Here is a 24,486-nt window from a genome sequence, read left to right on the forward strand (position 1 = left end):
TTAGCGACCTCGGAAACGACACAGAAACGGCGCGGCGCTGTCAGCTCGGTTGACCCGGCTCCCGCTTGAGGGCGTTGAGGATCCGCTTCATCACGTCGTCGCCGAGATCCGCCTCGTTCTCCTCCTCGGGAGGACGCACGGCAGCGGCCTTGGTGGTGCCCCGACGCGGAAGCGGGACGACGGTCGCGTCCATGCCGCTGGGGAGTGGGATGTCCGACCAGATGAGTTGCTGGCCGCCGCCGAGGATCTCGACACCGCTGGTCGACTGCGGCAGCTCCGGCGGCACGGCCAGCCGAGGGCTGGACCGGTCATCCTGGATCTCGATGGACAATCGGCTGCCCGACAGGCGCAACCGCACAGTGATCATGGCAGGGGGCGCCGACTTGTCCACCTCGCCCACCACCGCGCGCACAAGACTCCTGGTGGTGTTCGCGACGTCCTCGATCATCGTCGCGACCCGCCACTCGGTCAGGGTGAACCGCACGAAGAGATCGGCGCAGTTCATGGCGCTTGGCAGCGCGACGAGCCGGAGGTCGTCGACCTGCACGGTCTGGTCGTGCACTGGATCCTTCCACCCGTTTGCAGCAGGCAACTGACGCCAGATCTTGCCTCTAATCCGCCCCGTTTTGCAAACCCCCTGTCGTCCGTCGGCCGCCCTGCCGCGACGAACGGTCGGCGGGTGAGAGCCATGCCACATTTCCTCCGTTCGGGTGGTGTGTGGCGGTGTGGGTCCGGGGGTCCTCCTGACCGTGAGCCGAAGGCCCGGCGATGGGGGTTGAGCCTGGGTCGGTCCGTCGGAGGCCTGGGCCGTCGAGGGGAGGGGTCCGCACCCCCTCAGCACCCCACAACCCAACCCGCCACACCAAAGAAACACGATCGAGTGATCACCAAGCGCGTCACGAACAACCCGTCGCCACACCATCGATAACTTCCCGGAATGCGCCGTTTCCTCACCCTCATCGCCAGCGCAGCGCTGGCCTTCTCCCTCACCGCCCCGGCTCACGCCGCTCCGATCGTCGACACCGGATGTTCCACCGACTTCTACCGTGAGGACCGACGGCTCGGGCCCGACGATCTCCCCACCGACGGGCCGGTCGGCGGTCAGCTGGTCGGGTACGACCGCACCGGGCACCGTCCTGTCGACACGTTCCTCGACACTTTCTACGACGACGCCACCGATTCCTGGCGTTACCCGCCGAACGACGGCTATCTCACCGGCCCCGACGGCGAGCCGGTCCGTTCCGAGCTGATGCTTCTCGACGGCGCCAGGATCGATCGCTACGGCAGCGAGTTCGGCGCTTTCCTCGCCCCCGCCGGCAGTTCCTACACCACCCGCGCCATTCCGCCGTCCAATCTCGTCGGTGAGCCGGCGGCTGACTGCAACTATCACGCCTACGAGGTGCTGCGCCCGTTCGAGGTGAACTCCGGGCCGATCGCGCCGTGGTTCTTCCAGACCGGCGGCGGGATCCAGTACCAGCTCGACGGCGACCTCGTGCCGGGCGCGCCCGACCGGTTGTCGGTGAAGTGGTTGCTGGACAACGGGTATCTCGTCGAGGAATGAACAAAACGACGCGCCGGCCCAAGGGGGAGGGAGGCCGGCGCGTCGTACGGGGCGGGTTGGGGGATCACCGCCTTGCGGACGCTCGGTGCGTCACGACCAATACTCGCAGGTCGGGGTCTGGTTGGCGTCGGATGGACGAAGGCTCCCGGTCTACGCCCCAGGGCGTAGACCGGGAGCCTTCGCGTACGCCGATCGGGGTCAGACCACCGCCCCGGTTCCCTGGCGTTCCCGCTGGCGGGACGGGGTGCGGGACTTGCCGGCCCCGGGCCACCGCTTGTCCAGCAGGATCGCCACCGGCCCGGCCGTCACCACTGTCGACAGGGTGCCGACCAGCAACCCGAGCAGCAGCGCCAGCGCGAAGTCCGCGAGCGAACCGTCGCCGAGGAACAGCAGCGCGCCGAGCACGAACAGCACACCGATACCGGTGTTCACCGTGCGGGGCAGCGTTTGCAGGATCGCGCCGCCGACAACCCGGTGGAACGGTTCTCGTCGTTTCCTGCCGCGGAGCTCGCGCACCCGGTCGAACACGACCACCGAGTCGTTGACCGAGTAGCCGATCACGGTCAGCAGCGCCGCCAGGAACACGCCGTCCATGGTCTTGCCGAGCCAGGTGAAGATCCCGAGCACCAGCACCACGTCCTGCGCGAGCGCGATGACCGTCGCCAGGCCAAGACGCCAGTCGAAGCGGATCGCCAGGTAGGCGAGCTGGGCCAGGACCGCCAGGCCGAGCGCGATCAGCGCCTGCACCCGCAGTTCGGCACCGAGGCTCGGGCCGATCTGCTCGTCCCGCACCTCCTCCGCACCGCCGGCGACGTCCGCGACGGCCGTGCGGATCTGCTCGGCCTCCTCGTCGGTGGCCGGCTCGGTGCGCACCGACACCCCGCCGTCACCGGCGAGCTGGACGACCGCGCGCGGGAACCCGACCTCGGCGACCGCGTCGCGCACCTGCTCGACGTCGACCGCCTGGCCGGTGTCGTACTCGAGCTGCCGGCCGCCGGTGAACTCGACACCGAGGTTCGGCCCGACGGCGAACAGGCCGGCCAGCGCCAGCACCACCGCGACCGCCGACCCCAGCAGCCACCGCAACGGCCGCGACACCCAACCCCAGTCGCGCCGCTCCACCCACGTGCGCACCCGGCCCTGGTGGGCCAGCCCGCTCAGCGCGGGGCGACCCAGCGGCGAACGCAGCACCATCTCCAGCAGGGCCCTGGTCAGCACCAGGCAGGTGAACATGGAGGCGAGCACACCGATGGTCAGCGTCACGCCGAAGCCGCGCACCGGTCCGGACGCCAGCCAGAACAGCAGGCCGGCGGCGAGCAACGTGGTCACGTTGGAGTCCACGATGGCCGACAACGCGCCCCTGAACCCCCGGTCGGCGGCCTTCGGTAGCGAGCCCGTGTATTCCTCGCGGGCCCGTTCGAACACAAGGACCGTCGCGTCCACCGCCATCCCGATGGCCAGGACGAACCCGGCGAGGCCGGGCAGGGTGAGGGTGGCGCCGATCGCCAGCAGCGCAGCGTAGGACACCCCGGCGTAGCCGGCGAGCGCGAGGACCGCGACGAACCCGGCGAGCCGGTACACCACGATCAGGAACGCCGCGATCAGGGCGAGCCCGATGATCGCCGCGCGGGCGCTGGTGTCGATGGCTTCCTCGCCGAGCGTGGGGCCGACGGTCCGCTGCTCGATCACCTCGACCGGGACGGGCAGGGCACCGGCGTTGACCAGCAGCGCGAGGTCGGCGGCCTCCTCCTGGGTGAACTGCCCGGTGATCTGGGTACTGCTGCCGATGATCCCGACACCGCAGGTGATGCTCGGATCGACCTGCGGTGAGGAGATGGCCTCGTCGTCGAGCACGATCGCCACCCGGCGCGACGGGGTACCCGGCGGGGAGCACGCCGCGTCGGCGGTGAGCTTCTCCCACGCCTGCCCGTCCCGGAAGTTGACCGACACGATCCAGCCGGCGCCCTGCGGGTTGTTGCCGGCCCGGGCGTCCTCGACCCCGTCGCCGCTGAGCGCCGCCGGCCCCAGCCGCAGCTGCTGGCCGGACTCGTCCGGCACGATCCGCTCACCCTCGGCCGGCTGCGCCCCCGGCTCGGCGACGCCGACCACCGGGTGGAACGTCAACGCGGCCGTGCGCCCGATGACCTCCACGGCCTCGGCCGGGTCACGGACGTCCGGCAGTTCGACGACGATGCGCCGCTCCCCGGACCTGGCCAACGTCGGCTCGGCGACACCGAGCGCGTCGACCCGCCGCCGCAGCACCTCGATGGCCCGGTCGGTCGACTCGGCGTTGGCCTCGACGGTCGGTGAGTTGTTGGTCTCCAGAACGATCTGGGTGCCGCCACGCAGGTCGAGACCGAGCCGGGGGGCGGTGGTGAGCAGCAGGTAGGCGGTGGTGGCGAGGACGGCGAGGGAGAGCAGGGCTCTGATGAGCAGACCTCGCTGCGCGGGTGTGCGCGGCACGGGGTTTTCCTCCAGCGGAAGGGACGGATGCGGGGTGTGAGGCGTCCGTCAGGCCGGGGGAGCGCGGTCGCCGGCGGTCCGCAGATGAGCACGTGACGTCGCCTGCTCGTCCTCGGCCGTGCCCGTCGCGGTCACCGAGGGCACCTGGTCACGCGCGGGCGGTGGTGCGGCGTCGGCCAACGGCAGGTCAGGCGGGCCGGGAGAATGCGCGAGCCCCGAAGCGGGCGGGGTGGCGACAGCCAGAACCACCGCGCCGTGACTGGGATCCTCGGGGGTCTGGGCGTTGGCGGAGGTCCCCATCCCGAACACGGCCAACACGGCGACGAGTAACGCCGCCGCTACCAGGCGGCGGTCTCTGGCCGTGTATCCGTGCACGTCCGCACCGTAGCCGGTTGGCCGGGGTGCTGGCGAGAGCTGGTCGGTGACCGGGCGCTCGACCACCCGGCTCTGGGGCAGGGCGCGGCCCTGCCCCAGAGCGCACACCGGTCAGATCAGTCCAACCGCCGAACCATGGGCAGCCGAGAACGCGTGGACACCATCGCGACCCCCACCGCCAACAACGGCACCACCACCACGGTCACCGCGAGGTTCTCCCAGGGCATCGCCACCTCCAGCTGCCCGGTCAACGGCACCACGGCAAATCCGAGCGCCCCACCGAAAACCAACCCCGTCGCCGTTCCCAACAAGCTCAGCACCAACGCCTGGGCACCGGCCAGGAACCGCCGGCGTCGTGGCTGCGCACCGATCGCCGCCAGCGTCGCCAGGTCGGCCCGGCTTTCCGCCCCGGACAGCGCCACCGTGATTCCGACGCCGAACAAGGTCACCAAGCCGGCCCCGGCCGCCAGCGCCAACGAAATCAGGTTCGCTTCGTCGGCGTGGTCGGTTTCCACCGTGGCGGTCAGACCACTGTCCTCGGCCGACGTGATGGCCGCGTCGATCTGGTCCTGGGTGGCGTCCGGTGAATGGACCACGGCATACGAGATGGTTCGTACCGTCCAGCCGTTGGCGCGTGCGGTTTCGGCGGAGACGAACGCGTCGGGCAGATCGTAGAAGGACGTCTGGTCGCCGAGTTTCTGTGGGAGGTGGTGGGCCGGGAGGCTGACGGTCTCGCCGCCCTCCGATTGCGGGATGGTGGTCGCTTCTCCGTCAATGATCAGGCATTCGTCGGTGATCAGGACGTCGCCGTTGGCCATGGCGGTCAGCGCGGCCGGGTCGGGGCGTTGGCCGGTCGCCAGCTCGATCAGTTCCGGGGTGGCTACGCCAAGACGGTTGGACTGGTGGGCGCAGTCGATGGTGGAGATGCTGGTCTGGCCGAAGTTGATCGGGAACGGATACGAGTCGGTCTCCTGCTCGACGAACTGGATCTCGTGGGTGACCGCCCCTGGCAGCTCGGCCGCGGCCGCGGTGGTGCCTTCGGCCAGCCGCTTGTCGACGTTGTCGTCGGCCAGCCACGGGTCCTCGCTGACGAGGATCGTGTGGTCGGGGACCGTGCGGTAGTCGTTGGCGGTCACGGAGGACAGGCTGAACGCCAGCGTCACCGAACCGGTCACCACGACCATGATCGCCACGATCGCCGGGACGGTGCGGTGCCGGTGACGTCCGGCGTCGCGCAGAGCCAGGCGACTGGTCAGCGGCAACCGGGATCCCACCCGGCCGAGGACACCGACCAGGCCCGAGACCGCCAGCGCCATCCCGGCCACCAGCACCAGCGAGCTGACCAGCACCCCGACCATCGCCGGGAACACCTCCAGCGACGGGTACTCGGTGGCCGTCGACGACTCCAGCGCGGCGTTGTAGTCCCGCACCGCCGCCCTCGCCACCAGCGCGGACACGATCAGACCGCCGATCCCCACCCCCAGTAGAGCCATGCCGAGGACCGGCCGCCGGGACGTGCCCGTGGTGTTGCGGAAACGTTGGGCCAGCGCGTCCACCGGCCGCATCCTGGCCGCGCCGATCGCCGGCAGCAGCGCCGCCGCGGCGCCCGAGGCCACGCCGATGGCGGCCGCAACGGACAGCTCGATCCAGCCCAGCGTCCAGCCGTCGATGAGATTGTTGGTCGCCCACTCCCACGTCGACGTGCCGGCGACCAGCACCAGCCAGCCGAACACCAGGCCGGACGCGGTGCCGATGACCCCCAGGAACAGGCCCTGGGCGAGCACGATGCGCCGCACGTGCCGGGCCGTGCCGCCGTTGGCGCCGACCAGCCCCAGCTCACGGATCTGGCGTCGGGCGCCGACGGCGAACGCCGCGCCGGCCAACAGCACGACCTCCAGCAGCCCCAGCGCGACGATCAGCACGACCGGGGCCGCGGTCTCCATCAGGTCGACGAACGACGACGTCGGCAGGTACTGCCCGGGATCGGTGTAGAACGCGCGGGGACGGAACTCGACGCCATGGTCGGCCAGCAGCGGCCACACCGTGTCGCCGTCGGTGCCGGCCGGCAGGTCGACGTAGTAGTTGAGCAGGGGTTTCAGGTCGTCGGGCTTGTCGTCGACCAGTACGGAGCCGGGCAGCACCTGGGCCGCTTCGGAGTCGGTCATGTACGGGTGGACCGACACGCCGGTCACGGTGATCGTCGGCCCGTCGTCGGGGGTGATCGTGGCGCCGGCGCGGAGTTGGTCGTCGTCGAGCAGGCCGAGGCGTTCGGCCAGCGGTTCGGTGACCACGGCCTCGGTCGGGGAACTCGGTGGACGGCCGGAGAGCATCCGGGCGAACTGCGCGGTCAGCGGGTCGCCGACGGCGAAGATCGACAGTTCCGAGCGCACGATCCGGTCGCCCTCGCGCAGCCGCAGGGCCTGTGAGTCCGGGGAGGCGACGATCCGCGAACCGGGCGGCAGCAGGCCGAGTACGTCGACCGTGGCCGGGTCGCGGGTCTCGTCGGGTGTCGCCTCGGGCATCTCCGCGTAGTCCGAGCGGCCCGGTTCCCAGCCGGGCAGCGAGGGCCGGTCGGTGACCGAGACGAAACCATCCGCCTGGCCGAGGAACCTGTCGGCTTGGTACTCGTCGCCGGTGACCGTGCGCAGCAGCCCGTCGACCACGGTCGCGCCGGCGATCGGCACGGCGATCAGCGACGCGACCAGGATCGAGCGTTTCAGGTTGCGCCGCACGGACCGCCGGGCGATCCGCAGCGCGGGCCGCCAGCCACTCACTGCGCCCCCTCCAGCAGCGAGTCGGGCGCGCCGAGGGTGCCGGTCTCGTCGACGACGCGGCCGTCGCGCAGGAACACGATCTCGTCGGCCCACGCGGCGTGCCGGGCCTCGTGGGTGACCAGCACGCCGGCGGCCCCGGCGTCGCAGCGAGCGCGGATGGTGCGCAGCACGGCCTCACCGGTGTTGGAGTCCAGGGCGCCGGTTGGCTCGTCGGCCAGCAGCAGCCGCCGGGGGCCGACCAGCGCGCGGGCGATCGCGACCCGCTGCTGCTGCCCGCCGGACATCTCGTCGGGAAAGCGTTTGGCCAGGTCGGCGACGCCGATGTCGGTCAGCGCTGCCATGGCGTCTTCCCGTGCCTGCGCCAGCTTCACGCCGTCCAGTTCCCGGGGCAGCGCCACGTTCTCCACGGCGGTCAGCGCCGGGATGAGGTTGAGGTCCTGGAAGACGTAGCCGACGCTGCGGCGGCGCAGTTCGGCCAGCCCGGCACGGCTCAGGTCGCCCAGGCGGCGGCCCTCCACCACGACGTCGCCCTCCGACGGCGTGTCCAGCCCGCCGGCCAGTTGCAGCAGCGTGGACTTGCCGGAGCCCGACGGCCCCATCACGGCGACCAGCCGCCCGGGGGCGACCTTCAGGTTCACCCGGTGCAGCGCGGTCACGGCGGTCGGGCCGCTGCCGTGGACGCGGGTGACGTCACGTAGTTCCAGTGCCAGGTCGGTCATCGCCGGGCCTCCTGCTGGTGCGGGGTGACCGGCGCTCGGGGCGCGGCGGCCGGGGGCGGTTCGAGGCGGGCCAGCCGAGTCTCGGAGTGGTCCAGCCAGCGGACCTCGGCCTCCGCGCGGAAGAGCATCGAGTCGAGGACCAGTAGCCAGGCGGTGTCCGCGTTGTCGTCGGCCCTGGTCTTGAGTCGGGTGAGTTCCTGCAGGTGGCGCACGGTGGCGGTGCGTTGGGCCTGGACGACGGCGCGCGCGTCGACGCCCGGCGTGGTGACCGCGAGCGCGATCTTGATGGCCAGCTCGTCGCGGGGGCGGGCGTCCTGGGTGACCGGCGTGGTGAACCAGCGTTCCAGCTCGACGCGCCCGGCGTCGGTGAGCTGGTAGACCACCTTGCCCTGGTCGTCGGCCTCGCCGGTCTCGGCGACCAGGCCGTCGCGGTGCAGGCGGGACAGGGTGGTGTAAACCTGCCCGATGTTCAGCGGCCAGGTGGCGCCGGTCGAGCGTTCGAACTCGGTGCGCAGCTGGTAGCCGTACATGGGCTCGCGTTCGAGCAGCGCCAGCAGGCCGTACTTGATGGACATGGATACGGAGTATGCATACTCGGTATCTATTGCGCAAGCGGAACGCTCAGCCGCGGGTCAGCTCCGCCAGTGCGAGTGCGGGCTCGACCGCCCCGGCCTCGGCCAGCGGCTCGCCCTCCGGGTGCCACACGCCGGTGCCGGCACCCCGGTGCGCGGCGAGCACCGCGAACAGGCCGTTGTCGGTGGCCAGCCGGGTCAGGGTGGCGGCGGCGCCGGCGGGCCAGCGCCCGGCGACCGCGTAGACCAGGCAGCCGTCGCGGGCGGCGGCGCGGGCGTGCTCGGGGTGGTCGAGGTCCTCGCCGATGGCCAGGCCGATCCGCCAGCTGTCGAGGGTGACGGTGTGGCCGTGCTCGCCGGGGCTCAGGCCGGCGGCCCGCTCGGTGGCGTTGAGGTGCTGCTTGTCGTAGCGGCCGGCGGGTTGGCCGCCGCGCCCGATGACGTGCAGGGAGTTGAGGATCTGGCCGTCCTCGGCGATCGGGGCACCGAGGACCGCGGCGGTCCTGGTCTCGGCGCACGCTTCGGCCAGCGGGTCCAGGCGGCTGTCGGTGTCGTTGACCGTGTACTTGGCCGGTTCGACGACCACGGCGGTCAGATCGTGGCCGGTGAGGAACAGTTCGGGCAGAACCAGCAGTTCGGCGCCCTGCGCGGCCGCGCGCCGCACGAGGGTCGCCGCCGCCGCGACGTTCGCCGGGACGTCCAGCGCGACGCAGGGTGCCTGTCCGGCCGCCAGGACGAGGGGTGCGTTCATGACCCCGCATCATCTCGGACGGCGTTGCCCCGGTTTCCTTGGCTCCCTTGAGTCCCGCGGACGCGGCCGGCCCGTCCCCGTTGCCGGGTTCGGGCCGGTCCCTGCGCGCTCCGTGGTGTCGCTTCGTGCTCTCGCTCAGCGGTGTACGGTCCTGCGCTGCTTGCCCGCGATCGCCTCCGCGCCACCGATCAGCAGGACCGAGGCGACGACGGCGAGGATGAAGCCCAGGACGTTGAGTTCCCAGATGGATCCGGTGCCCAGCAGCCACGCTATGGTCCCGCCGATGATCGAGCCGACCAAGCCCAGCAGCAGGGTCGCGAGGATGCCGAGGTTCTGTTTACCCGGTTTGATCAGCCGGGCGAGCGCGCCGATGATCAAGCCGGCGATGATGAATCCGATCATTCGAACCTCCTGAGAGTGGCTGTACCCCGCAAGGATGCCCGGTGTTCGGCAGGTCAAACCACGGGGTCACTCCTTGTGATGGGTTGACTCCGGGTCTTTTTTGGTCTAGACCATAAGGTGTGGTCTGGACCACATCCCGGAGTTGTTCCCTGCCCTCACGGGAGTTGACATGAATCTGAAGCGAAAACTCGGCATCTTCACGGCCGCGGCGACGCTCGCTCCGCTCGGCCTGTTCGTGTTGCCGGCCGGCACCGCGACCGCGCACGGTTACATTTCCTCGCCACCGAGCCGTCAGGCCCAGTGCGCGCAGGGCACCGTGTCGTGCGGGTCGATCAAGTGGGAGCCGCAGAGCGTCGAAGGCCCCAAGGGCCTGCGCAGCTGTCACGGCGGCGTCGGCCGCTTCGCCGAGCTGAACGACGACAGCCTGCCCTGGCGGGCCACGTCGGTCGGCTCGTCGGTGACGTTCACCTGGACGTTCACCGTTCGGCACGTCACCGCGAACTTCGAGTACTACGTGGGCAACACGCGCGTGGCGTCGTTCTCCGGCAACAACCAGCAGCCGCCGCCCGGACTGTCGCACACGGTGAACCTGAGCGGGTTCTCCGGCCGGCAGAAGGTGCTGGCGGTCTGGAACATCGGTGACACGTCCAACGCGTTCTACGCGTGTGTCGACCTGCAGATCGGTGGCGGCGGTGCCCCGGCGCCGACCGACCCACCGACCAACCCGCCGGAGACCCCGGGTGGGTCGTGGGCGTCCGGCACCGCCTACACCGCCGGCTCGACGGTGACCTTCGGCGGTAGCACGTACCGCTGCCTGCAGAACCACACGGCACTGCCGGGCTGGGAGCCGGCAAGCACACCCGCACTGTGGCAACCCGTCTAGTGGCAACCCATCTGGAAGCTGCCGGCCGGCCCGTACTCCACACGGGCCGGCCGGCCGCCCGGGGGCGTTCGATGCATTACCTGATCGTGGTGTTCGTGTTCCTGCTGTCGGGGTGCGACAGCGCGCTGTTCGCCGGCAGCTCCGAGCCGGCCGTCTCCGAGTCGGCGCCGCCGCTGGACGGCTCGTTCAACGACACCGACGTGATGTTCCTGCAGATGCTGGTGCCGCACCACCAGCAGGGCCTGCGGCTGGCTGAGCTGGGCAGGTCCAAGGGTCGAACAGCCGCTGTCCGCGACTTCGCCGCCGCCGTGGTGGCCACCGAGGACGACGAGCTGGACGCGGTGCGGACGTGGCTGACCGACTGGAACCAGCCGATCGAAGCCGATCCCGATCCGGGTGCGCACCACGGGCACGGGGACGGGCTGCACGCGCCTGATCCCGAGGTCGTTACCGCTCTGGAACAGACCGAACCCGCGAAGTTCGATGCCACATTCGTGAACCTGTTCACCGGGCATCAGCATGGTGCCGTGAAGCTGGCACAGATGGAGTTGGCGAAGGGGCGCCATCCGGAGGCCCGCGACCTGGCCGACCGGATCGTGAAGTCCCGTACCGCGCAGGTGCGACAGATGGCTTCCCTGGTCGGTTGAGTCCGGGTGGAGCACCGGGGCAGGGCGGACGCGCCCTGCCCCGATCCGTTTCTCGTGGGCGGGGCGCCGGTGGCTGGAGTTCGGATCGGGTGACCGGTGGCGGACGGCGCCCCGGGCGGGGGTGTGGCGTGCTCGCGGGCTGACAGGGCGCCGAAGGTGGGGCACAGTGGCCACGAGCACCTCACGGGAAGGAACCCAGATGTCGGATCTGGCACAGATCGGTGTCAGCGGGCTCGCGGTCATGGGCCGCAACCTCGCGCGTAACCTCGCTCGCAACGGCTTCTCGGTCGCGTTGCACAACCGCACGTCGGCCAAGACGAAATCCCTGGTGGCCGAGCATGGCGACGAGGGCACCTTCGTGCCGACGGAGACGTTGGAGGAGTTCGTCGCGGCGCTGGAGCGTCCTCGGCGTGTGGTGATCATGGTGAAGGCCGGCGCGCCGACCGACGCGGTGATCGACGAACTGGTCCCGTTGCTGGACGAGGGTGACATCGTCATCGACTGTGGCAATGCCCACTACGCCGACACCCGTCGGCGCGAGGCCGACCTGCGGGAGCGGGGCCTGCACTTCGTCGGCGCCGGCGTGTCCGGCGGCGAGGAGGGCGCGCTGCTCGGCCCGAGCATCATGCCGGGCGGCTCCAAGGAGTCCTACGCCACGCTCGGCCCGATGTTCGAGAAGATCGCCGCCCAGGTCGACGGCACGCCCTGCTGCGTGCACGTCGGGCCCGATGGTGCCGGCCACTTCGTCAAGATGGTGCACAACGGCATCGAGTACGCCGACATGCAGCTCATCGCCGAGGCCTACGACCTGCTGCGCGACGGGCTGGGCGCCACCCCCGCCGAACTCGCCGAGATCTTCGCCGAGTGGAACAGCGGTGACCTGTCCTCGTTCCTGATCGAGATCACCGCCGAGGTCCTCGGGCACACCGACGCCGCCACCGGCTCCCCGTTCGTGGACGTCGTGGTCGACGAGGCCGAGCAGAAGGGCACCGGCCGCTGGACCGTGCAGACCGCGCTGGACCTCGGCGTGCCGGTCACCGGGATCGCCGAGGCCACCTTCGCCCGCGCGCTCTCGGCCCACCCCGACCAGCGTGCCGCCGCGCGCGCCGCGCTGCCGGGCCCGTCGGAGGCCGCCCAGAAGGTGCCCGCCGAGGAACGCGACGCCTTCGTCGACGACGTGCGCAAGGCGCTGTACGCGTCCAAGGTCGTCGCCTACGCGCAGGGCTACGACCAGATGGCCGCCGCGAGCACCGAGTACGGCTGGGACATCGACCTCGGCGCGATGGCCACCATCTGGCGCGGTGGCTGCATCATCCGCGCCCGCTTCCTGGACCGGATCAAGGACGCCTACGCCACCGAACGCCCCGCCTCGCTGCTGGTCGCCCCGTACTTCCGGGACGCGGTGGCCGACGGTCAGCAGGCGTGGCGCCGGGTCGTGGCCCACGCGGCCCGCGCCGGTATCCCCACCCCCGGCTTCTCCTCGGCACTGGCCTACTACGACGCCCTGCGCGCCGACCGTCTTCCCGCCGCCCTGATCCAGGGCCTGCGTGACTACTTCGGCGCCCACACCTACCGCCGCACCGACCGCGACGGCAGCTTCCACACCCTGTGGGCCACCCCCGACCGCTCCGAGGTCGAAGCCTGACCACTCACGGTGACCGGATGCCCCCGGGTATCCGGTCACCGTGGGGTGTCGGAGTCCGAGGGGCCGTCAGGTGGTGAGGACGACGCGGCCGGCGGAGGTGCCGGTGGCCTGGCGGGTCCAGCCGGTGGCCGCCTCGGTCAGGGGCAGGGTCTCGTGGTCGACCGCCAGTTCGTTCGCCGCCGAGTGGGTGGCGATCACGCGGATCGCCTTCGCGCGTTGGGCGGGGGTCAGTTCGTTGTTGGTGTAGCCCAGCAGGCGCAGCGAGTACGCGCGGATCGTGGACGACGTGAGCGGGGTCGTCTCGGCGGCCGACGAACCGAGGTTCACCAGGCGTCCGCCGGGGCGCAGGGTCGCGGCGGCGGCTGCTGCCGGGACGCCGAAAAGGGGGTCGATGACCAGGTCAACCGGGCCGTCGGCGGCCTCGGTCAGTGCGGCGGTCAGTTCCGGCAGGTCTCCGGTGGTCAGCGGGACCACGGTGTCGGCGCCGGCGCGGGTGGCGCGTTCGCGTGCCCGAGGTGAGCGGGCGGCGGCGATGACGTGGGACGCGCCGTAGAGCCTGGCCAACCGCACGGCGGCCTGGCCGACGACGCCGCCCGCGCCGAGCACCAGCACGCGTTCGCCAGGAGACAGTTCGCCTCGGTCGGTGAGGGCCATCAGCGCGGCGACGGCGGACAGGCCGAGGGCGGCGAAGGCGACCGGGTCGGTGCCGGCGGGGAGGTCGACCAGCGAGTCGGCCGCGACCGCCGCGTACTCGGCCATCGCGCCGTCGCCGGGAGCCATGCCGGCCGACGTGGGGAACCATACCGGACGGTCGGTCAGGAGGCCGACGCCCTGGACGCCGGGGACGTACGGGGTGGCGGGACGGCCGAAGTAGGACGTGCCGCTCGCGCACAGCAGGTCCAGCGGGGTGATCGGGGCGGCGAGGACCCGCACGAGCGCCCGGTCGCCGGCCGGTGACGGGGTGGCGCGGTCGACGACCACCGGCGCCTGGCCAGGGGTGCGGATCTCGGCGGCGCGCATCAGGTCGTGATGTCCGGGTAGGGCAGCGAGAAGTGCGCCAGCCGCCGCGCGTACTCCAGCTGGAAACCGAGGCCGTCGTGGTCGCGTTCGAACATCGCGATGAACAGGGTGAGCGTCAGGAACGGATGCGCGCCCAGCTCGAACAGCGCCGGATAGTCGTGGGTGGACAGTGCGGTGCGTTCGGTGTCGTCGAACCGCAGCCAGGTGGAGGACTCGGCGCCGTGGCAGTTGAGGATCCGGTTGGCCTGCTCGTCCTCCCACCAGCGCACGGTGTCCGCCGGGTCGGCGCGGTAGCGTTCCACCAGCTCCGGGTCACGGTCCACGGTGAACAGGAACTTGTTCAGCAGGTAACGGCTCACGACAACCCTCCCGGATACCAGGTGAAGTAGGCCTCCATCGTGTGGAACAGGTCGTAGGTGTCGACGTAGTCGGCCGGGCGACCCTCGCCGGCGACACCCATCATCAGCATGAAGTCCATGAAACCGTGGGTGGCGTTGCCCGGCGCGTGCAGGCTGTCCAGCGTGACCTCCGACAGGCAGCCCTCCAGGTCGCCGGTGGAGATCCACTCCACGGCACGCCGGTCGAACTCCGGGTCGGGGCCGTGCGGGCCGAACTGCCGCGGGCCACCCAGCTCCAGCGACAGGTGGCCGGTGCCGATGATCGCCACCCGCTGGTCCGACGGCCACGACTCCACCAGCTCGCGCAGCGTCTGTCCCAGTTGGACGAACCGTTTCGGGCGGGGCAGCGGCGGGGCGAAGATGTTCGTGTAGACGGGGACGATCGGCAGATCGTTCTGTGGCCGAAGCGTGATGATCGGACAGGTGATCGAGTGGTCGATCCGCAGCTCGTTGGAGAACGCGAGGTCGAAGCCGGCGTCCAGGCCCTCCCGCAGCACGTAGGCCGACAGGTCCTCCTGGCCGCGCATGACCATCCTCGGCAGGCCGAACTCGCGCTCCTCGTTGTACCAGTTGGCGTCGTAGAACGGCGCCTTGCCGACGAGGAACTGCGGCATGTTGTCCAGCCACAGCTGGTGGAAGTGGTCCGAGCCGACCATCACCAGCACGTCGGGGCGGGCACGGGTCAGCGTCTCCCGGAACGCGGTGACCTTGCGGACCCATTCGTCGGCGAAGGGCGGGCGGTCCTCGCCGGTGGCCGTGCTCGCCTTGTAGTAGAACGGGTGGTGGGTGGACGCGATCACCGCGACCAGCTCAGCCATGCGGACCTCCTTGTTCGTACGGCCGAGGCGGGACGGACCGGTTGTTCAGGTCGACCGACAGGAAGATCTCGTTACCGACGGGGTCGCGCAGTTCCTCGGCGAGCTGCCCGATCAGACCGGCGGTGCGGGCCAGCAACGCGAACCCGCGCAACAGTTCCAGCGGCAGGCCGAGGTCGGCGAGCGCTGCCCCGCACACGCCGGCCCCGTTGAGCGGCAGCGTCCGGCCGAGCACCCCCGGATGCACCCGCCCGATCGCCGCGAACAGCGACAGGTGCGGTCCGACCAGGCCTTCCTCGGCGGCGATCGCGAACAGCCTCGGGGTGCGCGGGTCGCCGTCCTTGTGCACGTGGTGGCCGAGGCCGGGGACGAACTCGCCCGCCGCCCGCCGGGCGGTGAGCACCTCGAACGCGATGGCGTCCCAGCCGTCGTCGTCGGTGGGCAGTTGGCGGCCGGCGAGCACGTCGTGCAGGAACCGGCCGCAGTCCTCGGTGACGCCGAGGAACCGGGACCCGCCGCCGAGCAGGCCGGCGGCGAGCGCCCCCTGCACGGAGTCCGGCGCGGACAGGTAGGTCAGCCGGGTGACGATCGCGGTCGGCGTGAACCCGTGGTCGGCGAGCGCGGCGAGCACCGCCTCGAACACCCGCGTCTGGCCAGGGGTCGGCCGGCGCTGGGTGGCCAGCCAGAACGCCAGCTCGCCGAACCCGACCTCGCCCATCACGTCCTGGGCGAGATCCTTGCCCAGCAACGTGATCCGGTCGCGGGAGGACGCGCCGAGCGCGGTCGGGTAGTCGGTCACGGGGTGTCCTTGTCGGTGCTCAGCCAGGCACGCAGCTCGTCGCCGTGCTCGTCGAGGGCGGGGGGTGGGAGGCGGTAGCTGGCGGGGGTGGCGGACAGGCGGATCGGGTGGCGGGTGGTGGGGATCGCGCGGTCGCCGGTGCCGACCTCGACGATCGGGTCCAGGCCGAAGCGCTCGGCCATGGCGAAACCGCCGTCGATGGTGTTGATCGGACCGCACGGCACGCCGGCCTCGACCAGGAGGTCGAACCATTCGACGGCGCCCCGGGCGGCGAGGCGTTCCACGAGCAGCGGGCGCAGCTGCTCGCGGTTCTCGGTGCGGTCGGCGTTGCGGACGAAGCGCGGGTCGTCGGCCAGCTCGGGGACGCCGAGGACCTCACAGAGCTTGCGGAACTGGGAGTCGTTGGCCGCCGCGACTATCAGGTCGTTGTCGGCGGTGGGAAGGGGCTCGTAGGGGACGACGCTGGGGTGGGCGTTGCCCATCCGGTAGGGCACGACGTCGCCGGCGGCGTAGGCGGAGCTGTGGTTGACCAGCCCGGTCAGGGCCGAGGACAGCAGGTTCACCTCGACGCGTTGGCCCTCGCCGGTGGCGTCGCGGTGGCGCAGCGCCGCCAGGATGCCGATGACCGCGTGGTTTCCCGCCATCACGTCGAAAACCGAGATGCCGGCGCGGTAGGGCGGGCCGTCCGGGTCGCCGGTGAGGCTCATCAGGCCGGAGATCGCCTGGACCATCAGGTCGTAGCCGGGGACGTGCGCGCCGGCGCCGGAGCCGAAACCGCTGATCGAGGCGTAGACCACGCGGGGGTTGCCGGCGCGCACGGTGTCGAAGTCCAGGCCGTAGCGGTTCAGGCCGCCCGGTTTGAAGTTCTCGATCAGGACGTCGGCCCGCGCGGCCAGTTCCCTGGCCAGCTCGGCGTCGGCCGGGTCGCGCAGGTCCAGGGCGATGGAGCGTTTGCCCCGGTTGATGCCCAGGTAGTACGTCGAGACGCCGTCGCGGACCGGGGGTGTCCAGGAGCGGGTGTCGTCGCCCCGTGGGCCCTCGACCTTCACCACCTCGGCACCGAGGTCGGCCATCAGCATGGTGGCGTAGGGCCCGGCGAGGATCCGGGAGAAGTCGGCGACAAGTACGCCGTCGAGCGGTCCGATGATGAGCCTCCGTCCGTGTGGCGGACAGCTGTCCGTGAATCCGATTCTCACACGGCGGTCAAGTCCTCACTCGCGCGTCACGTGCGGGACCTCGGCGAGCAGGGCGAAGTCGGCGCTGATCTCGCCGGCGGCGTGCAGCAGCAGCGGCAGGTGGTGGTCGACCAGGCGCTCCAGCGAGGTCTCCGCCGCGTGGGTGTTCACGTTCAGCGCGGCCACGACCCGGCCGCCGCCGTCACGCAGCGGGGCGGCGACCGAGCGGATGCCCAGCGCCAGCTGCTCGTCGGTCAGCGCCCAGCCCCTGGCGCGGACCTCGCGCAGCGCCGCGTCGCGCTCGTCGCGGTCGGGCTGCCAGCGCGGGGTCAGGCCGGAGCGGCTCGGCTCGGCGAGCACCGCGTCGAGGTCCTCGGGGCACAGCGCGGCCAGCAGCACCTTGCCCAACGACGTTGGCAGCGCGGGGAACCGGGTGCCGATCTGCACGCTCAGCGCGACGATCCTGGGCACCGCGACCCGGGCGACGTAGACGATGTCCGAGCCGTCGAGCTGGGCGACCGAGCAGGACTCGCCGGTCCGCTCGGAGAGCCTGGTCAGGTGCGGGCGGGCGACGTCCCACAGGCCCATCGACCGGACGTAGGCGACGCCGAGGTCGAGCACGCGCGGGGTGAGCGCGAAGCCCGAGCCCTCCGCGCGGACGTAGCCGAGGTCCCGCAGGGTCAGCAGGATGCGCCGGGCGGTCGGTCTGGCCAGGCCCGCCGCCGTCGCCACGTCCGACAGCGACATCACCGGCTGGTGGGGCCGGAACGCCGCGATCACGTCGAGGCCCCGGGCGAGCGCCTCGATGAAATCCGGACCGGTGCCTTCGCGCGGCATGGGCGACTCCTTGACTTCCCTCGTCCTGCGGATGAGAGTAGCTGCTGTCAACCGCCGCCATGCGGACAATCGTCCGAAGGAGTTCGCCGATGACCGAGATCGCGGAAGGGCGTCCGCTGGTGTTCCGCGGTGGCACGGTGCTGCCGATGGACCGCTCGCGCCAGGTACTCGCCGGCGCCGACGTCCTGGTGGTGGACGACCGGATCGCCGAGGTCGGCCCCGGCCTGGCCGTGCCGGACGGCACGGTCGAGATCGACGCGACCGACGGGATCGTCCTGCCCGGCATGATCGACACCCACCGGCACATGTGGCAGACCGCGCTGCGCGGCTACGGCGCCGACTGGACCCTGACCCAGTACTTCGTCTGGTTCTACCTCGAACACGGCAACCGTTTCCGTCCCCAGGACATCCACGCCGGCAACACCCTGGCCGCGTTGGAGGCCATCGACGCCGGCGTGACCACCGTCGTCGACTGGTCGCACGGCCTGCGGACCGTCGAGCACGCCGAGGCGGCGGTCGACGCGCTGCGGTCGGTGCCCGGCCGGTACGTCCTGGCCTACGGCAACATCCAGGCGCCGCCGGCGGAGTGGACCGGCACGCCGGAGTTCCGCGCGTTCGCCGACCGCCACGTCGGTGGGGACGACCTGCTCGGCTTCCAGCTGGCCTTCGACGTCACCGGCGACCCGTCCTTCCCCGAACGCCCCGCCTTCGAGGTCGCCCGCGACCTCGGTGTCCCGGTCAGCACGCACGCCGGTGTCTGGGGCGCGACGTCCGACGACGGTATCCGCCTCATGTACGACCACGGCTTCATGGACGAGCGAACCGTGTACGTGCACGCCGCGTCGCTGTCGACCGACTCGTACCACCGGATCGCGGCCACCGGCGGCTCGATCTCGGTGTCGACCGAGAGCGAGCAGAGCGCCGGGCAGGGCTACCCGCCAACGTGGGCGATCCGCGCGCACGACATCCCGGTGTCGCTGTCCATGGACACCAGCGTGTGGTGGAGCGGCGACCTGTTCAGCGCCATGCGCACCACGCTGGGCGCCGACCGTTCCCGGTGTCACCTGGAGGCGCACGCCAACGGCGAGACCGTCACCGAGTGCCGGCTGCGCGCCGACCAGGTCGTCGAGTGGGCGACCAGGGGCGGGGCGGCGGCGCTGGGCCGCACGGACCTCGGTTCCCTGGAGCCGGGCGGGAAGGCGGACCTGGTGTTGATCAAGAACGACCGGTCGCCGGTGTCGTTCCCGCTGCTCAACCCGTACGGACACGTCGCGTTCCAGGCCCAGCGCGGTGACGTGCACACCGTGGTGGTGAACGGGCGGGTGGTGAAGTACGCGCACGAGTTGGTCGGGGTGGACCTGGCCGCCGCGCGCCGGGAGGTCGAGGAGACCGTGTCCTACCTGCGGGCGGAACTGGGGGAACAGGCCTGGGAGCAGGGCATGCACCCGGCCGTCCCGGAGAGCAAGATCCTCGACAACCCGTACACGTACACGGATTACCGCAGCTCGGCCACCCGCACCAGCTCTCGCTGACGCCCGGGACTGTCGGGGCTCGGCCGTAGGGTCGGGTCGTGATCAGTACCCGGGTGCTCAACCGGTCCGTCCTGGCCCGGCAGTCGTTGCTGGAGCGGGTGGAACTGCCGGTCGTCGACGCCGTCGAACGGCTGATGGGGCTCAACGCGCAGAGCCCGAACCTGCCCTACCTCGCGCTGTGGGCCAGACTCACCGGCTTCGGGATCGACGAGTTGACCGAGGCCATCGTCGACCGGAGGCTGGTCCGGTCGGTGTTGATGCGGGGCACCCAACACCTGGTCAGCGTGCCGGACTTCCGGTTGACGCGGCCGGCCGTCGCCGCGTTGCTGGCACGCGCCCGGCGCAACGTGTTCGGGCGGCGGACCGACGGCGTCGACCTCGACGCGATGGTCGCGGCGGCCAGGGAACTGCTCGCCGACGGCGCCGTCCTGACCCGACCGGAGCTGGGACGCCGGCTCGCCGAACGGTTTCCGGTGGCCGAGAGCGGGGCGCTGGGGTGGAGCGTGCAGTACCTGGAACCGGTGGTGCACCCGGCGCCCAGCGGCACCTGGAACGTCTACGGGCCGACGCCGTTCGCCAGCGCGGACTGGACCGGGGCCGGCGAGCGGGCCGACCTGGCGGAGTTGGTTCGCCGGTACCTCGCGGCGTTCGGGCCGGCGACCGTCGCCGACGCGCGGGCCTGGTCGGGGGTCTCCGGCCTGCGGGAGGTGTTCGACGCGTTGCGGCCCACGCTGCGGGTCGACCGGGACGAGGCCGGCCGCGAACTGTTCGACCTGCCGACGGCGACCCTGCCGTCGCCGGATGTGCCGGCGCCGGTGCGGTTCCTGCCCGAGTTCGACGCGCCGCTGCTCGCCTACGCCGACCGCACCCGGATGATGACCGACGAGGTCCGGGCGCGGGTCTGTGTCGGCTCCGGTGTCGCCGCGACCGTGCTCGTCGACGGGACCGTCGCGGCGATGTGGTCGCTGTCCTACGACTCCGGCGCGGTGGCGCTGATCGTGACACCGTTGCGCCGGCTGTCCTCCTCGGACGTCGAGGCGGTCGAGGCGGAAGGCGCTCGGCTGCTGGACTTCGTCGAGCCGCGGGCGCGGCACGACCCCCTGGCGTGGGCGGAGTGAGGCGGCGTCAGCGCACGGTGTACGGCCCGGTCGACTCGGCGTGGTAGCCCTTCGCGCCGACCGCCCTGGCCAGTGGGCTGCGGAAGTCCTCGCCGGCGCGCAGCAGACCCAGCACGTGGGCGAAGTCGTAGCGCGGACGCCAGCCGAGGACCTCGCGGGCGCGGGCGTTCACGTACACCCGGTCGATCTCGCCGAACATCCGCCAGCCCCGGCGCGCGTACTCGGCCGGCTGGTCGGGGAACAGGCGGGCCACCACGGCCGGCGCGTCCCGGTGCAGTTCGGGCAGGTCGGCCTGGGTGAACGGGGTGGTGGCGCTGACGACGAACCGGTCGAACCCGAGGTCGGGGGCGTGCTCGGCGGCCAGCAGGTGCGCGTCGACGAGGTCGTGCAGGTCGGCGCGGCGGTAGAGGTACTCGGTGGCCTTGATGTTGGCGTCCTCGTAGGCGTCGCGGATCTCGTCGCGGTCGTCGGCCTCCGGGAAGAACCGGGACGTGCGCAGGACGACGACCGGCAGGCCGAGGTCGCGGTGGGCCAGCTCGCACAGGTTCTCGGCGGCGGTCTTGGTGACGCCGTAGATGTTGCGCGGGAGCGGGGCGACGTCCTCGGTGATCCAGGCCCCCGGCTCGCCGGGGCGCGGGGAGAGCGCGCGGCCGAAGGCGCTCGTGGTGCTGGTGAACACGAACCGGCCGACGCCGGCCGCCGCGGACTCCTCCAGCAGGGTCAGCGTTCCCGTCACATTTGTGTCCACAAAGGACTGTCGCGGGTGGGAACCGACGTGCGGCTTGTGCAGGGTCGCGGTGTGCAGCACCATGGTGACCCCGCGCAGCGCCGCGCGCACCACGTCCCGGTCGGCGACGTCACCGACGACCGTCGTGTACGGCGAGGCGAGCAGATCCAGGCCGACCACGTCCCGGCCCTGCTCGGAGAGCACGCGGACCAGTGCCTCACCGAGATGCCCGGAGCTTCCGGTCACCAGTGTTTTCTCCTTGACCACCCCGCCAATGTACGGGCCAGGCGCTACCGTTTTTCCATGCGGGCGAAGCGACCGGGCCGGTTCAGCAGGCAGTGGCAGCGTCAGCGGGCCGAACAGGCCGACGCCGAACACGCCGATCGCGTCGCCCGGCTCCAGTGGGTGGCGCGGCGGTTCTCCCGGTTCCCGTTCTACGCGCCGCCGAGGAGCCCGGCCAGCGAGCATGTGCGGCCGTACCGGGGTTTCCGCAACGGACGCGCGAGAATGGCGCCGACCGACACCGGCTACGAGGAGCCGGTCGAGCGACAGCCCACCGTGCCAGGCAACGAACACCCGTGGCTGACCGGCCTGACCGACGAGCCGACCAGCGAGTCGGTGATCGGCGCCCCCGACCACCGCCGGGACGACCAGGTCCCCGACGGCGAGCCGACCGTCGGCCCGGTGATCGGCGAGGACGACCGGAGCTAGTTCCGGGGTAGCCGGGTGCGCGACCAGCGGCGGCGGCGAAGATGGCCGTTGGCGGTGAGCCAGGTGGCGAAGGTCTCCAGGTCGGCGCGGAAGGAGACGCCGCTGCGGCGGGGATGGGCGCCGGCCCATTCGTCGAACAGCGGGCGGAAGCGGTCGCCGAGGGCGTCGGTGAGATCGGGGCGCAGGTGTTGGGCGACCGAGCGGCGTTTGGCGTGCAGGGCCGCCGCTTCCAGGTGGACCCGGGCGGGGTCGAAGCCCGGGGGGACCGGGCCGCCGGCCAGCAGGGCGCGGACCAGTGCGGCCTGGCGGCCGGCCAGGTCAGACATGGCGCTCGACGATCTCACGGATCGCCGACAGTTCGCCGGCCAGTTCGGTGTCGGCGGGATAGTCGTCGTCGCGTTCCAGCAGGACTCCCGGCGGGGTGACGCGGGCACAGAGTTGGTCGAGGACGTCGAGGACCTCGGGGGTGACGGCGTGAGCGTGGGTGTCGTGGTAGACGCCGTCGTGGTGGACGCCGCCGGCCACGTGGACGTAGGCGATGCGCTCCAGCGGGATCTCGTCGAGGAAACGGGCGGCGTCGGTGGCCAGGTTGACGGAGTTGGCGTAGAGGTTCGCCACGTCGATCAGCAGGTCACAGTCGGTGCGGTCGACCAGCTCGGCCAGGAACTGGCCCTCGGTCAGGTCGCTGTCCGGCCAGTCGAGCAGGGCGGCGATGTTCTCCAGCGCCAGCGGCGCCGGCAGGTCCTGGCGCACCGCGCGGACGTTGGCCACCAGCACGTCGAGCGCCTCCCGGGTGCGCGGCACCGGCAGCAGATGACCGGAGTCCAGCCCGCCGGCGCCGGTGAACGCCACATGCTCACTGACCAGCGGTGCCGAGACGGCGTCGGCCACCGCCGCCAGATGCGCGACCCGCTTCGGGTCGACGGGGTCGGTGCCGCCCAACGACAGCGACACCGCGTGCGCCACCACCGGCAGCCCGCGCCCACGCAGCACCCGCAGCGACTCGGGCAGCGGATCCGTCGGCACGTTCTCCGCCAGCACCTCCACGAAGTCGACCGCCAGACCCTCGACGGTCAGGTCGATCTCCGCCCGCCAGCCGACACCGACCCCGAGCCGGTTCACCCGCCGCCACCCCCGCCGCAGCCGCCACCCCCGCCGCCGCAGCTGGAGCCGCCCGAACTGCCGCAACTCGACCCGCCGGAGGACGTACTCCCCCCACAGGACGCGATGTACACGCCCGGGGCGTAGCTCCACGAGCTGCTCGAACCCGACGACACCCTGGCCTTCCCGCCGGCCGACAGCGCGCTGCGCACGGCCTCGTTGGGGAACATCGCCAGTCCGAACAACGCGACCAGCCCGAGGCCGTCGGCGATCGTGGTCCGCGCCGATTCCAGGGCGCGGTCACCGTGCACGGTCCTGGCCCGGATCGGCCGCTTGAGCAGGATCACGATCAACGCGAGCGTGGCGATCAGCTCGAACGCCAGATAGGACACCGGTAGCGACTTCACCGCACCGTTCACGAAACGCACCGCGCCGATCACCAACACCAGAACCAGCCCCAGAACGGCCTTCCGTCGCGCACTCGCCGCCACGCGCGGCGTCACCACGAGCTGGTGGGCCGCCAGCTCGTCAGCGATCCGCTCGATCCGCTCGGACGAACGGATCGAGGAGATCACGGTGCGGACCTGGCGCGAACGTGCTGCCACAGCGCCGAGCACCGCGGCCTCCACCGGATCGTTGCCCTGGCTGCCCTTGACAGCGGAGATCGTGCCTGAGCGGTTCGCCCTGAGCGCGCCCGCTTCGAGCAGCCGGCCGATCGCCAGTTCGATCACCCGCCGGGAGCCGCCGGAGAGAAAGGCGACCGACTCCAGGTCCAACGGCGGGGTCGGCTCGATCTGACGTGGGCGACGGGCTCGCGTCCTGGTGACGATGAGCCAGGCCAGTGCTACGGCCAGGCCTGCGGCGTAGAGCCACAGGAACTCCGGGCCGGAGATCCCCCATGGGTGTTCCATTGCTCGCTCCCTCCCTGGTGACAGCATTTTGGCTGATGTGGGGGGTTGGGGGGAGCGGAATGCTCCGATTCTGGTTTGTCGCTGGTTGGTGGGTGGTGTGGTTGGTGTGTCTTGGGGGTTGGTCGTGTGTCTTGGTGTGTGTCTTGGGGTTGTGGGTTCTTGGGGTGTGGGTTGTGGGTTCGCTGGTGGTGTGGGTTGTGGGGTCCTGGGGTGTGGGTTGTGGGGGGTTTTGTCTGTCTTGCCCGGGTCTGGCGGTGGATTTTACGGGCGGCCACTCACGCCTCAAGAGGCCCTGAGCTGGGCTTTGTCTGGGTTCGTGTTCACCTGTGGGCCTCTTGACCCGTGAGCCTCCGCCGCCCTGAGGCAGGGCCTTGAGGGGCAGGGCTGCGCCCTGCCCCTGGCGGTGTCCACCGCCAGACCCGGGTGGGCGAGGGCTCTGTGGTGGGGGGTTCTGGTTTGGCCTGTGTCTGTCCGTTGGAGGCTGGGTCGTGACGGGGAGGCTCCGGGGGTGGTGGGTTGCGGTCGTGACCGGGGGTCGGGGTGGTGGGCA

At 71.4% G+C, this 24,486-nt stretch carries 25 protein-coding genes; 7 read left to right on the forward strand and 18 right to left on the reverse strand.

The window, feature by feature from the left end:
* Positions 1-40: 40 nt before the first annotated feature.
* On the reverse strand, positions 41-562 hold the full coding sequence (locus BLA60_RS07340; RefSeq protein WP_075131954.1) for a hypothetical protein: 522 nt from the start codon (positions 560-562) through the stop codon (positions 41-43).
* 375 nt (positions 563-937) lie between these two features.
* Here BLA60_RS07340 and BLA60_RS07345 point away from each other — a divergent pair, with 375 nt between their 5' ends.
* The gene (locus BLA60_RS07345) at positions 938-1,561 is read left to right on the forward strand and encodes a TNT domain-containing protein (protein WP_075131955.1); all 624 of its coding nucleotides are present in this window, start codon (positions 938-940) and stop codon (positions 1,559-1,561) included.
* 198 nt (positions 1,562-1,759) lie between these two features.
* On the opposite strand, the gene secD is transcribed toward BLA60_RS07345, so the two are convergent.
* The 7 genes from secD to BLA60_RS07380 all read right to left on the reverse strand — a co-directional run bounded on the left by secD (position 1,760) and on the right by BLA60_RS07380 (position 9,617).
* Positions 1,760-4,024, reverse strand: coding sequence for a protein translocase subunit SecD (gene secD, locus BLA60_RS07350; protein ID WP_075131956.1), 2,265 nt, complete (start codon positions 4,022-4,024; stop codon positions 1,760-1,762).
* Positions 4,025-4,072: 48 nt separating this feature from the next.
* Positions 4,073-4,507 (reverse strand): hypothetical protein, encoded by a 435-nt coding sequence (locus tag BLA60_RS07355; protein WP_075131957.1) that lies wholly within the window; start codon positions 4,505-4,507, stop codon positions 4,073-4,075.
* A gap of 8 nt (positions 4,508-4,515) precedes the next feature.
* The gene (locus BLA60_RS07360; RefSeq protein ID WP_075131958.1) at positions 4,516-7,173 is read right to left on the reverse strand and encodes an ABC transporter permease; all 2,658 of its coding nucleotides are present in this window, start codon (positions 7,171-7,173) and stop codon (positions 4,516-4,518) included.
* A complete protein-coding gene (locus BLA60_RS07365; protein WP_075131959.1) occupies positions 7,170-7,892 on the reverse strand; it encodes an ABC transporter ATP-binding protein in 723 nt (240 codons plus the stop codon). The genes BLA60_RS07360 and BLA60_RS07365 overlap by 4 nt, the downstream gene beginning before the upstream one ends.
* On the reverse strand, positions 7,889-8,467 hold the full coding sequence (locus tag BLA60_RS07370; RefSeq protein WP_075131960.1) for a PadR family transcriptional regulator: 579 nt from the start codon (positions 8,465-8,467) through the stop codon (positions 7,889-7,891). The genes BLA60_RS07365 and BLA60_RS07370 overlap by 4 nt, the downstream gene beginning before the upstream one ends.
* A gap of 46 nt (positions 8,468-8,513) precedes the next feature.
* The gene (locus BLA60_RS07375) at positions 8,514-9,215 is read right to left on the reverse strand and encodes a carbon-nitrogen hydrolase family protein (protein WP_075131961.1); all 702 of its coding nucleotides are present in this window, start codon (positions 9,213-9,215) and stop codon (positions 8,514-8,516) included.
* 135 nt (positions 9,216-9,350) lie between these two features.
* Entirely contained in the window at positions 9,351-9,617 is a 267-nt protein-coding gene (locus tag BLA60_RS07380; RefSeq protein WP_075131962.1) for a GlsB/YeaQ/YmgE family stress response membrane protein, read from the reverse strand.
* A 169-nt stretch (positions 9,618-9,786) separates the two neighbouring features.
* Between BLA60_RS07380 and BLA60_RS07385 the strand changes: the two genes are divergently transcribed.
* The 3 genes from BLA60_RS07385 to gndA all read left to right on the forward strand — a co-directional run bounded on the left by BLA60_RS07385 (position 9,787) and on the right by gndA (position 12,792).
* On the forward strand, positions 9,787-10,500 hold the full coding sequence (locus BLA60_RS07385; RefSeq protein ID WP_075131963.1) for a lytic polysaccharide monooxygenase: 714 nt from the start codon (positions 9,787-9,789) through the stop codon (positions 10,498-10,500).
* Positions 10,501-10,571: 71 nt separating this feature from the next.
* Positions 10,572-11,147 carry a DUF305 domain-containing protein gene (locus tag BLA60_RS07390; protein WP_084734714.1) on the forward strand — a complete coding sequence of 192 codons (576 nt, stop codon included), beginning with the start codon at positions 10,572-10,574 and terminating at the stop codon, positions 11,145-11,147.
* A 199-nt stretch (positions 11,148-11,346) separates the two neighbouring features.
* On the forward strand, positions 11,347-12,792 hold the full coding sequence (gene gndA / locus BLA60_RS07395) for an NADP-dependent phosphogluconate dehydrogenase (protein WP_075131964.1): 1,446 nt from the start codon (positions 11,347-11,349) through the stop codon (positions 12,790-12,792).
* Positions 12,793-12,858: 66 nt separating this feature from the next.
* Here gndA and BLA60_RS07400 read toward each other — a convergent pair whose 3' ends face one another.
* The 6 genes from BLA60_RS07400 to BLA60_RS07425 are packed head-to-tail and all read right to left on the reverse strand — an operon-like array spanning position 12,859 to position 17,836.
* Positions 12,859-13,812, reverse strand: a complete 954-nt coding sequence (locus BLA60_RS07400) for a quinone oxidoreductase family protein (protein ID WP_154814183.1) — start codon at positions 13,810-13,812, stop codon at positions 12,859-12,861.
* Positions 13,812-14,171, reverse strand: a complete 360-nt coding sequence (locus BLA60_RS07405; RefSeq protein WP_075131965.1) for a hypothetical protein — start codon at positions 14,169-14,171, stop codon at positions 13,812-13,814. Before BLA60_RS07405 ends, BLA60_RS07400 begins: the two co-directional genes overlap by 1 nt.
* Positions 14,168-15,028, reverse strand: a complete 861-nt coding sequence (locus tag BLA60_RS07410; protein WP_075131966.1) for a DODA-type extradiol aromatic ring-opening family dioxygenase — start codon at positions 15,026-15,028, stop codon at positions 14,168-14,170. The genes BLA60_RS07405 and BLA60_RS07410 overlap by 4 nt, the downstream gene beginning before the upstream one ends.
* Complete coding sequence (locus tag BLA60_RS07415; protein ID WP_211288622.1) at positions 15,021-15,824, reverse strand: citryl-CoA lyase; 804 nt, start codon at positions 15,822-15,824, stop codon at positions 15,021-15,023. Before BLA60_RS07415 ends, BLA60_RS07410 begins: the two co-directional genes overlap by 8 nt.
* Positions 15,821-17,020: a CaiB/BaiF CoA transferase family protein gene (locus BLA60_RS07420; protein ID WP_245811860.1), complete on the reverse strand. Its 1,200-nt coding sequence runs from the start codon at positions 17,018-17,020 to the stop codon at positions 15,821-15,823. The genes BLA60_RS07415 and BLA60_RS07420 overlap by 4 nt, the downstream gene beginning before the upstream one ends.
* A gap of 15 nt (positions 17,021-17,035) precedes the next feature.
* Positions 17,036-17,836 carry an IclR family transcriptional regulator domain-containing protein gene (locus BLA60_RS07425; RefSeq protein WP_075131967.1) on the reverse strand — a complete coding sequence of 267 codons (801 nt, stop codon included), beginning with the start codon at positions 17,834-17,836 and terminating at the stop codon, positions 17,036-17,038.
* An 89-nt stretch (positions 17,837-17,925) separates the two neighbouring features.
* On the opposite strand from BLA60_RS07425, the gene BLA60_RS07430 reads away from it, so the two are divergent.
* Positions 17,926-19,368 carry an amidohydrolase family protein gene (locus tag BLA60_RS07430; protein ID WP_075131968.1) on the forward strand — a complete coding sequence of 481 codons (1,443 nt, stop codon included), beginning with the start codon at positions 17,926-17,928 and terminating at the stop codon, positions 19,366-19,368.
* A gap of 38 nt (positions 19,369-19,406) precedes the next feature.
* A complete protein-coding gene (locus BLA60_RS07435) occupies positions 19,407-20,486 on the forward strand; it encodes a winged helix DNA-binding domain-containing protein (RefSeq protein ID WP_075131969.1) in 1,080 nt (359 codons plus the stop codon).
* Between the two features lie 7 nt (positions 20,487-20,493).
* Here the strand turns inward: BLA60_RS07435 and BLA60_RS07440 are convergent, their stop codons facing one another.
* Positions 20,494-21,459: an NAD-dependent epimerase/dehydratase family protein gene (locus BLA60_RS07440; RefSeq protein WP_245811861.1), complete on the reverse strand. Its 966-nt coding sequence runs from the start codon at positions 21,457-21,459 to the stop codon at positions 20,494-20,496.
* Between the two features lie 57 nt (positions 21,460-21,516).
* Between BLA60_RS07440 and BLA60_RS45350 the strand changes: the two genes are divergently transcribed.
* Positions 21,517-21,924 carry a hypothetical protein gene (locus tag BLA60_RS45350; RefSeq protein WP_075131971.1) on the forward strand — a complete coding sequence of 136 codons (408 nt, stop codon included), beginning with the start codon at positions 21,517-21,519 and terminating at the stop codon, positions 21,922-21,924.
* On the opposite strand, the gene BLA60_RS07450 is transcribed toward BLA60_RS45350, so the two are convergent.
* The 3 genes from BLA60_RS07450 to BLA60_RS07460 are packed head-to-tail and all read right to left on the reverse strand — an operon-like array spanning position 21,921 to position 23,936.
* Complete coding sequence (locus tag BLA60_RS07450; RefSeq protein ID WP_075131972.1) at positions 21,921-22,250, reverse strand: SCO6045 C-terminal-like domain-containing protein; 330 nt, start codon at positions 22,248-22,250, stop codon at positions 21,921-21,923. The two genes, BLA60_RS45350 and BLA60_RS07450, sit on opposite strands and share 4 nt — an antisense overlap.
* Positions 22,243-23,046, reverse strand: a complete 804-nt coding sequence (locus BLA60_RS07455) for an MbnB/TglH/ChrH family RiPP precursor modification enzyme (protein ID WP_075132126.1) — start codon at positions 23,044-23,046, stop codon at positions 22,243-22,245. Before BLA60_RS07455 ends, BLA60_RS07450 begins: the two co-directional genes overlap by 8 nt.
* Positions 23,043-23,936, reverse strand: a complete 894-nt coding sequence (locus BLA60_RS07460) for a TIGR04222 domain-containing membrane protein (RefSeq protein WP_075131973.1) — start codon at positions 23,934-23,936, stop codon at positions 23,043-23,045. The genes BLA60_RS07455 and BLA60_RS07460 overlap by 4 nt, the downstream gene beginning before the upstream one ends.
* Positions 23,937-24,486: the final 550 nt, after the last annotated feature.

It is taken from the genome of Actinophytocola xinjiangensis, assembly GCF_001921215.1.
Lineage (GTDB): Bacteria > Actinomycetota > Actinomycetes > Mycobacteriales > Pseudonocardiaceae > Actinophytocola > Actinophytocola xinjiangensis.

Excerpts from the sequence above, each read along its gene's own strand:
- BLA60_RS07365 (WP_075131959.1), bottom strand. The coding sequence starts at position 7,892 with ATGACCGACCTGGCACTGGAACTACGTGACGTCACCCGCGTCCACGGC.
- gndA (WP_075131964.1), top strand. The coding sequence starts at position 11,347 with ATGTCGGATCTGGCACAGATCGGTGTCAGCGGGCTCGCGGTCATGGGC.
- BLA60_RS07385 (WP_075131963.1), top strand. The coding sequence starts at position 9,787 with ATGAATCTGAAGCGAAAACTCGGCATCTTCACGGCCGCGGCGACGCTC.
- BLA60_RS07450 (WP_075131972.1), bottom strand. The coding sequence starts at position 22,250 with ATGTCTGACCTGGCCGGCCGCCAGGCCGCACTGGTCCGCGCCCTGCTG.
- BLA60_RS45350 (WP_075131971.1), top strand. The coding sequence starts at position 21,517 with ATGCGGGCGAAGCGACCGGGCCGGTTCAGCAGGCAGTGGCAGCGTCAG.
- BLA60_RS07390 (WP_084734714.1), top strand. The coding sequence starts at position 10,572 with ATGCATTACCTGATCGTGGTGTTCGTGTTCCTGCTGTCGGGGTGCGAC.
- BLA60_RS07375 (WP_075131961.1), bottom strand. The coding sequence starts at position 9,215 with ATGAACGCACCCCTCGTCCTGGCGGCCGGACAGGCACCCTGCGTCGCG.
- BLA60_RS07400 (WP_154814183.1), bottom strand. The coding sequence starts at position 13,812 with ATGCGCGCCGCCGAGATCCGCACCCCTGGCCAGGCGCCGGTGGTCGTC.
- BLA60_RS07370 (WP_075131960.1), bottom strand. The coding sequence starts at position 8,467 with ATGTCCATCAAGTACGGCCTGCTGGCGCTGCTCGAACGCGAGCCCATG.
- BLA60_RS07410 (WP_075131966.1), bottom strand. The coding sequence starts at position 15,028 with ATGGCTGAGCTGGTCGCGGTGATCGCGTCCACCCACCACCCGTTCTAC.
- BLA60_RS07380 (WP_075131962.1), bottom strand. The coding sequence starts at position 9,617 with ATGATCGGATTCATCATCGCCGGCTTGATCATCGGCGCGCTCGCCCGG.
- BLA60_RS07430 (WP_075131968.1), top strand. The coding sequence starts at position 17,926 with ATGACCGAGATCGCGGAAGGGCGTCCGCTGGTGTTCCGCGGTGGCACG.
- BLA60_RS07425 (WP_075131967.1), bottom strand. The coding sequence starts at position 17,836 with ATGCCGCGCGAAGGCACCGGTCCGGATTTCATCGAGGCGCTCGCCCGG.
- BLA60_RS07460 (WP_075131973.1), bottom strand. The coding sequence starts at position 23,936 with ATGGAACACCCATGGGGGATCTCCGGCCCGGAGTTCCTGTGGCTCTAC.
- BLA60_RS07345 (WP_075131955.1), top strand. The coding sequence starts at position 938 with ATGCGCCGTTTCCTCACCCTCATCGCCAGCGCAGCGCTGGCCTTCTCC.